This is a genomic window from Rothia sp. HMSC061C12, from assembly GCF_001815755.1.
In the GTDB taxonomy this organism is placed as follows: Bacteria; Actinomycetota; Actinomycetes; order Actinomycetales; family Micrococcaceae; genus Rothia; species Rothia mucilaginosa.
In genome coordinates, this window is sequence record NZ_KV821867.1 from 393,349 (window position 1) to 405,775 (window position 12,427).

Annotated in this window: 6 protein-coding genes and 1 pseudogene; 1 reads left to right on the forward strand and 6 read right to left on the reverse strand. The window is 55.9% G+C overall.

Annotated features, from left to right (window positions below; genetic code table 11):
* Window positions 1-457: 457 nt before the first annotated feature.
* The 6 genes and pseudogenes from HMPREF3055_RS09400 to HMPREF3055_RS06085 form a co-directional block, all read right to left on the reverse strand.
* Window positions 458-2,184: pseudogene (locus tag HMPREF3055_RS09400) on the reverse strand (AIPR family protein).
* Window positions 2,185-2,603: 419 nt separating this feature from the next.
* Window positions 2,604-4,637 (reverse strand): threonine--tRNA ligase, encoded by a 2,034-nt coding sequence (thrS, locus tag HMPREF3055_RS06065; protein ID WP_070738521.1) that lies wholly within the window; start codon window positions 4,635-4,637, stop codon window positions 2,604-2,606.
* A gap of 132 nt (window positions 4,638-4,769) precedes the next feature.
* Complete coding sequence (locus tag HMPREF3055_RS06070) at window positions 4,770-5,213, reverse strand: ArsR/SmtB family transcription factor (protein WP_070738523.1); 444 nt, start codon at window positions 5,211-5,213, stop codon at window positions 4,770-4,772.
* Between the two features lie 117 nt (window positions 5,214-5,330).
* Entirely contained in the window at window positions 5,331-8,045 is a 2,715-nt protein-coding gene (locus tag HMPREF3055_RS06075) for a Rib/alpha-like domain-containing protein (protein WP_070738525.1), read from the reverse strand.
* A 926-nt stretch (window positions 8,046-8,971) separates the two neighbouring features.
* The gene (locus HMPREF3055_RS06080; RefSeq protein ID WP_070738527.1) at window positions 8,972-9,862 is read right to left on the reverse strand and encodes a fumarylacetoacetate hydrolase family protein; all 891 of its coding nucleotides are present in this window, start codon (window positions 9,860-9,862) and stop codon (window positions 8,972-8,974) included.
* A gap of 69 nt (window positions 9,863-9,931) precedes the next feature.
* Window positions 9,932-10,630 (reverse strand): lipoate--protein ligase family protein, encoded by a 699-nt coding sequence (locus HMPREF3055_RS06085; RefSeq protein WP_070738529.1) that lies wholly within the window; start codon window positions 10,628-10,630, stop codon window positions 9,932-9,934.
* 142 nt (window positions 10,631-10,772) lie between these two features.
* Between HMPREF3055_RS06085 and HMPREF3055_RS06090 the strand changes: the two genes are divergently transcribed.
* Window positions 10,773-12,272 (forward strand): glycoside hydrolase family 1 protein, encoded by a 1,500-nt coding sequence (locus HMPREF3055_RS06090; RefSeq protein ID WP_070738531.1) that lies wholly within the window; start codon window positions 10,773-10,775, stop codon window positions 12,270-12,272.
* Window positions 12,273-12,427: the final 155 nt, after the last annotated feature.

The window sequence follows — 12,427 nt, forward strand, 5'->3', positions numbered from 1 at the left end:
TCGCCTTACTACCACGCTAGCACTCTGGAGCTAAAAACTAGCCCGAGACACAACTTTCTGCACCCAACCGCACTCCCCCACTCTCACCTCCTCAAAGCGCACACAAAAACCACCCCCTCCGCGGCTTGTCGCCGTAAAGGGGGTGGTTTCTATATATCTGTATACAGATTCAGTGCAGATTCGCCACCTGAAACTAACAGCTGTTAGACGCACCGACGATCCCACATCTTTACCTCAACTACCTATACGCTGAATGACAACGACCTCTCAACACATCTATATGGCTATGAACAAAAAGCAGTCAAACTATTTAGTCAGTTGGGATATATTTTTACAGCCCTTCAAATACTTACACCTATTAAATTAATAGTATTCCAGTAAATAATCATAGGATCCCCAATAAATTATTGCCAAATAAACTAGTAGACCCACACTCATCTAAAACATTAGACAATTTTCATTTCTTTTCCTCATCGATCTCTGCTTCAATTTCACTATCCAGGAATTCTTTAAACCCTTTAGAAATAAGTACACGATAGTTAATCTTTCGACCAGCATCACCATTTTTAACTTCTTCCTCATTCTTTTTACCTTCTTTTTCATTCTTTTTATGAATATATTTTTGAACCCGAGAATCCAAGAAGCCCTCTAAGTAATCAATGGTTTTAATTTGCAAACCCCCTACTTTAAATTTATTTCCAATATAAATTGTATAGAGATTTCGCTGAACACTTTTAACCCCCTTCTTTTCATAATAGTCCGACACTTTAAAATAAAAGTCTATATATTCTTTTACAGACCAAAACTCAAGGTCGTTTTTAAAAATTGACTTATATTCTTTTTCAAACAGGGATCTTTTATTATTACTAGCCTTTCCCGGTTCCTCTCGTATAATTGCCATCAATATCTGAGCTACTAATTCCATCGATACTTCCTTATAGCCATCAGGTGTATCCGGTTTACCGCCTTTTCGAACATAATAGTATTTAGAATCTTTCAGGTAATAGTGCAAAGAAATCTGAATATTATCATTAGCATGCAAATCAGCCGACTTGATGGCGTTTTGACTATTTGTATATCTAGCAATTTTAGTACCCAATGAGTCTTCATTCTCTATATCTTTATCATCGGGAGAAATTACACCCACAGAGTAAGCTCGCATAAGCACAAAATTATTATCCAATACCTCTAGAACCTTATCCGCGGGCTCATTGCGCTCATTGCAAGTTTGAATATACTTATAAATTGAATTTAAAGTTTGACCACCATTAACGATTTGAAATTTACTTAACCATACAGTATAAATAGTGGAATCATTGTTTTTTTCGCCTCAACACTATCTGCAATAATGGTGACCCCATTGTTATAGGCAAAGAAATTATATTTATCCTTTTTCCTACTAAGAGTATCGACTATATCTTTATTGTATTTTGTGTAACCCAAGTAATTTCTAACATTATCACCTAATAGATCTTTATCTATAGCAAATTTCTTTAGTAATTCTTCAGGCGACAATGGTTTTTTTGTACAAGAGTTTTTAGCATGGGGATCCCTCAATGCAATATTTTTTCGGAAACATTGATTATTGCAGGTTATGCGCACTAAATCATAAAGAGACACTGCAAAAACGAATGAATTCCCTAATTCTCCTTCTTTTAATTTCCCTAATTCTCCCTCTTCTTCCTTGTAAGAGATTGTATGTTTTTCACTCACCTGAAACAGAGCACGAGTATCATTTGATACTTTGGCAAGTCGATCAACAAGATCTTTTGAATTCAACACCTCGTACGGTTCGTTAAACCCACATGCATCAAATTCGCCTTCCCTTGGACGCCCAGTCTCGTTTGATATAAAATATAATTTCTTGACAGCATCTTTCGGTTCATTTAATACTTTTCGAATTTTTTTAATTGCCCTAAAAGCATACTCATAACTTAGATCATCCTCAAGGGTTTTACTATTGTTCCTATTTTCTGGAATATTGTCTAAAAATTTTTTAGTTGAAAAAGCATCATTTTGTGTAAATATACTTTTCGATGTTTTATAGGATTCTCTATACTTAAAACTGAAAATATTAATTATATTCTCTGTATCCCCCTCTTCTATATAATAGGCATCCGCTCCAAGATCAGATTTATTAGGGATACCCTGCGTTAGACGAATATAGTCCGTGTCTATAATCATATTTGAAATAGCTTTTAAATCATCAATTCCAGTTAAAATTTCTAGAACCAAAAAATAAAAACCAACGCGTTTCTTCTCGCCCTCTGTAATTCTTGGACTTAGACGCTTGAATATGCCAAGATTATTGGCTTCTTCAAATTTTTTCAGGCTTTCTTTTTCAAGAATTTCAAAATTACCTTTCAAAAAACTTCTCCCTCTCGATGTAATAAAATCAACAAATTAGTTCAATTCTTGAGATTGACATCATTTATTATTAGCTTTATTTATCCATGCTACTAATAAGTTAAAACCATCCCTTCCGAAGCTTGTCGCCGCAAAGGGAGTGGTTTCTATATATAGGCTCGGTGCAAGTCCGCCGGCTCAGCTAACCACGGTCAACCGCAGTCAGCATCGCCGGCGAACCCACATCCTAACCCTTATTACTCAGCAGCCTCAGTGCTGGGCTTGGGGTCTTCGTTCACACGGTTGCGGATATGCTCCACAATACGTGCCACAGCCTCATCCACAGGCACACCGTTCTCCTGCTTGTTGCCGCGGAAACGGAACGAAACAGCGCCGTGCTCCGCATCCTCACCGCCAGCAATCAGAATGAACGGAACCTTCTCAGTAGACGCAGTACGAATCTTCTTCGTGAAGCGGTCCGAACCGTAATCCACCTCAACACGCACGCCGTGCGCACGCAGCTTGTCCGCGATCTCGGTCATGTAGTCGTTGAACGCCTCAGCCACCGGCACACCAATCACCTGAACCGGTGCCAGCCATGCCGGGAACGCGCCCGCATAGTGCTCAGTCAGCACACCCAAGAAGCGCTCAATCGAGCCGAACTTCGCCGAGTGAATCATGACCGGCTCCTGCACGGTACCGTCCGCAGCCTGGTACTCCAGACCGAAACGGCTCGGCTGGTTAAAGTCGTACTGCACGGTCGACATCTGCCAGGTACGGCCAATCGCATCCTTCGCCTGAACCGAAATCTTCGGGCCGTAGAACGCAGCTCCACCGGGATCCGGGACGAGCTCCAGGCCGGTTTCCTTCGCAACCTGCTCCAGAACCGCGGTAGCCTCTTCCCACTGCTCATCGGTACCGATGAACTTATCCTTCTTATCACCCTCAGTGTCGCGGGTGGACAGCTCAAGGTAGAAGTCGGTCATGCCGAAGTCCTCAAGCAGGCTCAGCATGAACTTCAGCAGGTGACGCACCTCGTTCGGTGCCTGCTCCTTCGTCACATACGAGTGGGAGTCATCCTGGCTAATCATGCGCACGCGGGTCAGGCCCTGCAGCACGCCGGACTTCTCGTCACGGTACACGGTGCCGAACTCGAAGAAACGCAGCGGCAGCTCACGGTACGAACGGCCACGAGAACGGTAAATCTCGTTGTGCATCGGGCAGTTCATAGCCTTCAGACGGTAGTTACCGTTATCCAGCTCCATGGAGGGGAACATGCCGTCCGCATAGTACGGAAGGTGACCGGAAGTGTAGAACAGGTCTTCCTTCGAAATGTGCGGGGTGCTGACGTACTGGAAACCCTCCTGAATGTGGCGGGTACGCACGTAGTCTTCCATCTCGCGCTTAATCACGCCACCCTTAGGGTGAATCACCGGCAGGCCGGGGCCAATATTCTTCGGGAAGGAGAACAGGTCCAGCTCACGACCCAGACGGCGGTGGTCACGGCGCTCCGCCTCAGCGATGCGCTCCTTGTACGCCACCAGCTCGTCCTTAGTCGGCCAAGCGGTACCGTAAATACGCTGTAGCATGGGGTTCTTCTCAGAACCGCGCCAGTACGCGCCACCGGCACGCATCAGGGCGTAACCGTTAGCAATCAGCTTGGTGTTCGGCAGGTGCGGGCCGCGGCAGAGGTCCTTCCAGACAGTCTCGCCGGTCTTCGGGTGCACGTTGTCGTAAATGGTGATTTCACCCTCGCCGACCTCCACGGATGCGCCCTCGGCAGCATCCGCACCAGAACCGGGGCCCTGGGTCAGGGAGAGCAGCTCCAGCTTGTACGGCTCGTTCGCCATCTCGGCGACAGCCTCGTCGTGGGTGACCACACGGCGGCGGAACAGCTGACCGGACTTGATGATCTTAATCATCGACTTCTCGATCTTCTTCAGATCTTCCGGGGTGAACGGCTCAGCCACATCAAAGTCAAAGTAGAAGCCGTCAGTAATGTACGGGCCAATGCCCAGCTTGGCGTCCTTGCGGTACTCCTGCACCGCCTGCGCCATCACGTGCGCGGCAGAGTGGCGCAGAACGTTCAGGCCGTCCGGTTCGTGAATGAAAACCGGCTCAACGGAGTCGCCAGCAGACAGCTCGTGGGAGAGATCAACAAGCACGGCGTTCACGCGTGCCACAACGATCTTCGGGTCGTCAGCGAACAGCTCAGCGGCAGTCTTCGCGGTGACCTCGCGCTCCTCACCAGAAACGCTAATAACAATTGCTGAAGAATCAGCGGCAGACATAAGTCTCCTTAACTCAGGCGCAAGCGTGCCACTCGGGGCGCCGCCGGTGCGCATACTATTCCGCACTGTACTGGTGCACGGACACACACCATCTTACAACGGCTCCCAGGCAACGCTCAGCTTGAGGGCAAACTAGTCCGCATGATGCTCACGCGTATGCTCATACACGTCAACCACAATGTGGCTAATATGGTCGTCCTTCAGGCGGTAAATGGTGGTGCGGCCCTGCTGCTCACGGTCAATCACGTGCGCCTCACGCAGGATGCGCAGGTGGTGCGAGGCGAGCGGCTGCGAAATGCCCAGGCAGGTGTGCAGTTCGCTCACGCTGTGCGGGCGGTGCATCAGGTGGTGCGCAATCGCCAGGCGTAGCGGGTTCGCTAGCGCAGAGAAAATCGCCACGGACGGGCCAAACTGTTCCTCCCAGTCTTTGGGGCCGCTGCCTTCGAGGAGGGGCGCGTTGGTGGGCGCCTCGTGGGCGTGCTCCGCGGTGTGCTCGGCTACGTGCTTCGCTACCTGCTCGGCGGCGTAGTGAGCGTGGGTGGTTTCGGTCTGGTCTGTGTGCTGGCTCTGAGTCATAGTATTTTCACCTTATGTACAGGAAAGGGGGCACGTCAAGGAAGTTACGCCTGCGCGGCGTGCTTTCTTGAGCGTGCCCCTCTCCCCTATGTGCGCTAATACTGCAGGTGCGTCCGGCTAGCGGTTAGCGACTGCCACCTGCAGGTAACCTTCAGCGGACTTTACGCCCTTGTCGGTCACTGCGCGGTAGCGGACCACCGGTGCGAAGCCCTGCTTGGACTTTGCAGAAACCGCGATACCCTGGGTGCCGTTCGGCAGGGTCACCACGCGGTAGGTGCCGTACTCGTCGCTGTATGCGCTGACGACCTGGCCTTGCTGGTTGAGCAGCTCCAGCTTCTTCACGGTCTCGCCGCGGCTGTATGCGCCGAAGGATGCCTCGTCGTTGTTCAGGACCGCCACGTTCTGGGTGGTGCCCGAGTACAGGGAGACGGAGTCCTCACGCGCGATGGGGCTGTTCTTGTCGACCACGTGCACCTTCAGCGGGATCGAGTACAGCTGCGCGGCGGAGCCCTTCTTCGCCTTCACATCGGACATGCGTGCGGGCGCCTTGCCGGTGCGGTTCACGGTGATGTTCGTACCGTTATCGCGGCGCAGGTCCCAGGTGGTGCCGGTAACCTCGTGGGTGTTCAGATCAATCGAGTAGGTGCCGGTCTTGCCGTTGGAGGCAAAACGGATGCCGGTCTCCGCGCTGGAGAACTGGCCGCCAGCAGTGTTGACCTTCTCCTTGTTGACCCAGCGGCTGGGTTTGAAGTTCGGGGTCTGCTCGATTTCCTGGAAGTTGTAGTCGCGGGCGTAACGGTAGTTCGGGGAAGCCTTGTGCGACTGGTGAACGCTCTGCGCGACTGCGGTCTCGCCGGAGTAGACGGTGGCGTGGTGCTCGGCGGGCTGGTAGATCACGCCGGAGCCGGTGCCGGTCTTGCCGTAGGAATCCGAGGGGTACTTGAACTTCACGGCGTCCGAAGCCTGGTTCACTGCCGCGTTCTGAGTCTCGGCGTCGCTGATGCGCACGGCCTTGGGGGTGCGCACGGCGGAGCGGCGCACGGTCACGGGGCGTGCAATCTTGTGCGCGTCAGCGTTCGAGTCGGCAGCCTGGTTGTTGCTCTGCGGCAGAACCTGGGTGCCCTCGCGGCGTGCAGTGTTCTCAGCGGACTCGGTGTAGTTCACGGGCATCCACTGCACCTGCTGCCAGGGGAACTGGTTGCCGGTGAAGCCGCTGGGCACGAAGTTCGCGAACATTGCCGCCAGCTGCGGGTCTTCCTTATACACGTTCTTACCCTGGCGGGCGTAGGGCGCGTAGGAGCTTGCCGCCTCCAGGTTGAATGCGTTGGTGAAGAGGTTGTGGTCCGTGAGGATGAAGCCGTATTCCTTCATTGCGGTCAGGATCATGCGGGTGAGCTGGTCGTCAGCGTGGCCGGTGTTTGCCAGGTGCTCTTCCACATCAAAGCTTGCGGGCAGGAAGCCACGCTGACCTGCGCGGGGTGCGTTCGGGTACTTGCTCGCGTCAATCTTGCCGTCGGTACCCTTCGCGGGGAAGGAGGAGACCAGTGCAGCGTAGTCAGCCGCGGTGATGGACACCATGTGGTTGATCTTGCCTGCCTTGAGCTCGTCCACACCGATCTGGGTGAGCTCATTTGCCAGGCCCACCACGGAGGAGGTGCCGTTCTTGAGGGTCAGCCAGTAGTTGTCTTCGCCCACGCCGCCGAAGTTCGGCTTAGCGAGCATGTAGCCGCCAGAGGACACGTGGTAGGTTGCCGGGTAGTCAACCGCAACGGGGATGTCCACGGTACCGCGGGTGCCTGCGGGAATCTTGTAGGTGATAACGCCGGTGTTCGCGTCGATGGACGCGCCGGGTACGTTCTTTGCCAGGCGGAACTTCGCGCCGCGAGCAATCGGGTAGGAGGTGCGGGCATTGCCGGACTTCGCGTCGATGCTCACGGGTGCGTTGATGGTGACGGTCTGACCTGCGTTGCCGCGGCCGACGTTGTCGTACTGAATCTTTGCGCTCTTGGGGGTGGATACGTTGCCGCCGCCCACCTGTACACGGGCGGTGCTGGTGTAGGTCTGTGCGTCTGCATCCTTGACGAACTTGAAGTAGGAGCGCCAGATGCCGGTCGCTTCGTCGTAGAGGGCGACGGACTGGTCGCCGGAGAGGCCGTGGTCCTCGGCAAACCACTTCGGAATCGGGACGCCGCCGGTGAGGATGCGCTTGTTCTCTGCATTGGCGTTGACACGGCCATCGCGGGAGACGACCTCGACGTACTCCTGGTGCGGGTTCGCGGAGTTCACGGCGAGGGTCGGGATATTCTCGTGGCCGCCAACGGTCTGGGCGCGGTCCTTCTTCACAGTGCCCGCGTTGATGGCGGTGGTGATGGGGTGGTTACCCGCATCGGCACTGTATTCGAGGAAGGTGCGGCTGATTTCGCTGCTATTGGCTACGACGGCTTCGGTGCCGGTGAGCTTCTTGGCGGCGAATGAATCACGGGCGAGCTTACCACTGAGGGGCGAGGTGTTCTCGGTGGTGGTCAGCTGCGCCTTAGTGAGGGAGGAGTTAACCGGTGCGAGGGTCGCGATGCTCTGTGCCTTCTGGTCGGGGTTCCAGTAGCAGGTCGGACCGGGCGCCACGTTGGTGAGGTTCGCCAGGGTCGGCACGGTGCGGTAGCCTGCGTCGACGCAGGTGGTACCGGCTACGTTACGGGTGGGGGCGGTTGCACCGAAGGTCGCGGGGAGGTTCGCGCCGGTGATGACGGTTGCCAGTGCTGCGGAGGCAGCGATGGTGGCACGGCGGCGGTTTGCCGGGCGCTGTGCCGGGTTTTTGGATGCAGTTGCGGTCATGTTTTTCTTTCGTTCGTGTCGGCTTATTTGAGTGAGTGCGTTTGTATGAACAAACACGGACGTGAGTGAAATATGCATCTGAGGGTGTGCCCGGGTGGGTCCTAATCTTCTGGCAGGAGTTCTCAGGAAACTCTCAGATAATCCCCATACCCTACATAGTCTTTTGGGTGAACGCAAAACGAGTTTGTGATTTTGGGCACCGATTTTTTGATAAAGGTTCAGGTTTAGAGTCACATCTCCTTGCACCTTTGTGCATTTATTGGTGTTTGAAGACGCAGAATTTGCACCGCAGTGTTTAGGCTTTACTCCTAGTCAAGCGATGGTGATGTGAAGAAAACGAAAAATGCGCACGGGGAACTAAACCTTAAACCTTAAAATTCCCCAAAAGACGCGCCAAAACTCCCTGTTGAATTTCTCACAGGTGACCACAATCTGAGATTCTGCACCGAGAGCAGATAGCACCCCATGCACCGAGACGGGCACCCAACCACCCCTCAAAGAGCAATTTTCTGGTAACCATCACCCAACAGGGGCACCCTGCGCTTCACCTCGCTGACCCCTCAAAACCCACGTAAAACCCTAAAATTCACGTAAAAGTTCAAAGTTTCTATGTGTTTGTCAGTGTGTAACCATGCAAACACACCACGCCCCCACTCGAGGTGCTGCACGCAGCTCCCAGCAACGACTCCAAGCCGCCCACCGGGGGCTTTATCAATGCAAAAAAGTACTCCGCATGTGCCTTAAAAACACATGCGGAGTGCATATATATTCACCTATAGCTACCGCGGGTGCGCCCCGCAGCAGGTATCGGTAGCCCCCCCCCCAGCGTGGGTTCACGTGGGTTCATCCGCAGTTGCTCACAGAGCCAGGGGAAACCACGGCGCCACGGGTTAGCTACAGCGCAAAATAGTTACGGCGCACGATAGTTACAGTGCGCCCGCCTCCGAGCAGACATTCACCAGCTCACCAATGCCCTCAATACGGGTGCGCACCGTCTGCCCCGGCTTCAACCACTGACGCGGATGCAGCGACAAACCAACCCCAGCCGGGGTACCCGTCGCTACCAGATCACCCGGCTCCAGGGTCATAAACCGCGAAATATAGGACAGCAGCTGCGCCGGAGTGAACACCATATCCGCCGTCGTGCCGCGCTGACGCACCACATCATCCACCTCACAGACCAGCTCCAGGCCGGCAACCGGGTCAACCTCATCGGGGCTCACAATCACCGGACCGAACGGAGTCATCGCATCCCAGTTCTTACCCTGGAACCACTCCGAGGAACGACCCTGCCAGTCACGCACCGACACATCATTCATGACCGTGTACCCCATCAGAGCCTCAAGCGCCTGCTCCTCCGTGGCATTACGCAGGCGAGCGCCCACGACCAGGCACAGCTCAACCTCCCAGTCGATTTTCGTGCTGCCGGTGCCGTGGTCGTCGGGCATGCGAATCTGCTCGCCGGGGCCAATCAGCGCGTTCGGGAACTTCGCGAACAGCGCCGGATGCTCGGGCACCTCAAGGTTCATTTCCGCGGCGTGGTCGCGGTAGTTCAGGCCGGCGCACACAATCTTGCCGGGCTTATCCAGCGGGCGAATAAAGGGTAGGGAGTTCCACAGCTCCTCGCCGTGGCCCATGACGGTCGCGCCGTTCTCCTTCAGGATCGCCACGGCGTTCTTCGGGTCGCCAAAGTTCAGGCGGAACCGGCTGTAGAAATTCAGTAGCGGGCTGAGCTTCGCCGGAAGCTCGTACACGCTCTCTTCGAAGAAGCAGACCGCGCGGCTACCCTTCGAGTCTTTAATCTGTGCCCAACGCATGGATGCTCCTTCGCTTCAGGTGGGGATATATCGAATTAAGGTACGGATAAAAGTCAGAAATAAAACAACCTAGTGAAAGCCGTTTTGGGCGTACACTTCAACGATGGCGTCTTCCAGGTCTTCCATGAGCAGGGCGGGGTTCGCGTCCTGCGCCGCGCCAACCGTGGCGGGGTCCAGGTCCATGCCGAGGGCACGGTACACATCCGCGGTGACCGCCCGCAGCGGCGCAGAATCAGAGACCACGATGCCGGTGCTGAACCACCAGCCGCCGGTCACCACACGCTGGGCGGTGCCGACCAGCTTAATGCGGCCACCACCTGCGGAGGTGGGAAGCTGGGCGTGCACCGAATACTCGCCGGGGCAATACTCCCCCGGAATCTCGCCCATGCGCGCATCCACGCCAACCTCACGGAGCGCCTGCGCATACATGGAACCGAACAGTTCGTAGCGTAGGGTGTTGCCGCTGCGGGCGTCGGAGGCGGGCTGAAAATGGTCCACGACCAGGCACCCCTGATGGTAGGCGGCGGCGTGCCCGCCGACCTTGCGCACCAGCACCTCAAAGCCGTGCTCGGCGCACGCCGCGGCGGCGGCCGCGAAGCCGGGGTTCAGTTCGTCACGGCGGCCGAACGCGACCGTCGGGTTCGGCTGATACATGCGCAAGGTGGCTTCACGCTTGCCGGTTGCCACCTCGCGGAGCATCTGCACCGTCTGGTCGTGGTGAATGAGGATATCGCCGGAATCAGGGCCGGTCTCTCGAATAATTTGCACGTTCCTATTTTACGGTTACGCTCGCCACAGCTCCCACGTCTCCCCACAATGCGAAAACGCCCACCCGGGTAGCTAAAACCTAGTAATCCCCCACCCCCTCCGCTAGGGTAGAAGAAAGACCCAAAACACCTTGGAGAATGCCGTGCATCAGGACCAGCACATCACCGCCCAAACCACCGCGCTACCCCGCGTCAGCACTGAACAGCGCACCAACCCGGCGCTGACCGAGCCGCAGCCGCTCGGCGCATTCCCCGCCGGGTTCCTCTTCGGAGGCGCCACCGCCGCCAACCAGTTCGAGGGCGCCTGGAACGAAGACGGCAAGGGCCCCAGCCTGCAGGATGTGCTGCCCGCCGGCGGCCTGCACCCGCGCACCGCAGAACCCACCGAGGACAACCTCAAGCTGGAGGGCATCGACTTCTACCACCGCTACCGCGAAGACATCGCCCTGCTCGCGGAGATGGGTTTCAAGGTCTTCCGCTTCTCCATCGCCTGGTCGCGTATCTTCCCCCGCGGCGACGAAGAAACCCCGAACGAGGCGGGCCTCGCTTTCTACGACCGCGTGCTCGACGAGCTCGAAAAGCACGGCATGGAGCCGCTCATCACCCTCAGCCACTACGAAACCCCGCTGCACCTGGTCGAACAGTACAACGGCTGGACCAGCCGCGAACTCATCGGCTTCTACGAACGCTACGCCCGCACCGTGTTCGCCCGTTACGGCAAGCGTGTGAAGTACTGGCTGACCTTCAACGAAATCAACTCGATGCTGCACCTGCCGTTCATGTCCGGCGGTATTAACACCCCGGCGGATCAGCTCAGCGACGCCGACCTGTACCAGGCGATGCACCACGAGCTGGTCGCCTCCGCACGCGCCACCGCTGCGGCACGCGAACTGGCACCCGGCGCGCAGATCGGCTGCATGATTCTTGCCATGCCCACCTACCCGCTCACCCCCGACCCCGCCGACGTACTCGCCGCCATGCAGACGGAGCAGGCGAACTTCGCGTTCGGTGACGTGCACGTGCGCGGCGCCTACCCCGGCTACTTCTTGCGTGCCCTGCGTGAGAAGGGCGTGGAGTTGAACATCACCGAACAGGACCGCGAGGACCTGAAGAACACCGTGGATTTCGTGTCGTTCAGCTACTACATGTCCACCTGCGCGACCGGCGACCCGGCACGAGGCGAGCACGGCGAAGGCAACATCCTCGGCGGCGTGGTGAACCCGACCCTGCCCTCCAGCGAATGGGGCTGGCAGATCGACCCGACCGGCCTGCGCGTGGTCCTCAACCAGTACTGGGACCGCTGGCAGAAGCCGCTGTTCATCGTGGAGAACGGCCTGGGCGCCCGCGACGAACTGGTCGAGGTGAACGGTGAGCTCACCGTGGATGACGACTACCGCATCGACTACCTGCGCCAGCACCTGCACGCGGTACGCGAGGCGATTGAGGACGGCGTGAACGTGCTCGGCTACACCACCTGGGGTTGCATCGACATGATTAGCGCCTCCACCGCGCAGATGTCCAAGCGCTACGGGTTCATCTACGTGGACCGCAACGACGACGGCACCGGCACCCTGGCACGCTACCGCAAGAAGTCCTTCCACTGGTACCGCGAGGTGATTGCCAGCAACGGCGCGGAGCTTTAGAAGCTAAGGCTCTAGAGGCTGTTCCTTATGCAGCGACCCTAGACGCTGAACTCTGCGAAAATCCCGGCACGCTAAACCCCGCGCGACTAACACGCGAAACTCAGCAGCAAAAAGCCCCCGATACTCCTGAACTGCGCCCCGAAACTTGGACGCAT

What these genes read in the sequence shown, in the direction of transcription:
- thrS (WP_070738521.1), bottom strand. Translation starts at nt 4,637, where the DNA reads ATGTCTGCCGCTGATTCTTCAGCAATTGTTATTAGCGTTTCTGGTGAG.
- HMPREF3055_RS06070 (WP_070738523.1), bottom strand. Translation starts at nt 5,213, where the DNA reads ATGACTCAGAGCCAGCACACAGACCAGACCGAAACCACCCACGCTCAC.
- HMPREF3055_RS06075 (WP_070738525.1), bottom strand. Translation starts at nt 8,045, where the DNA reads ATGACCGCAACTGCATCCAAAAACCCGGCACAGCGCCCGGCAAACCGC.
- HMPREF3055_RS06080 (WP_070738527.1), bottom strand. Translation starts at nt 9,862, where the DNA reads ATGCGTTGGGCACAGATTAAAGACTCGAAGGGTAGCCGCGCGGTCTGC.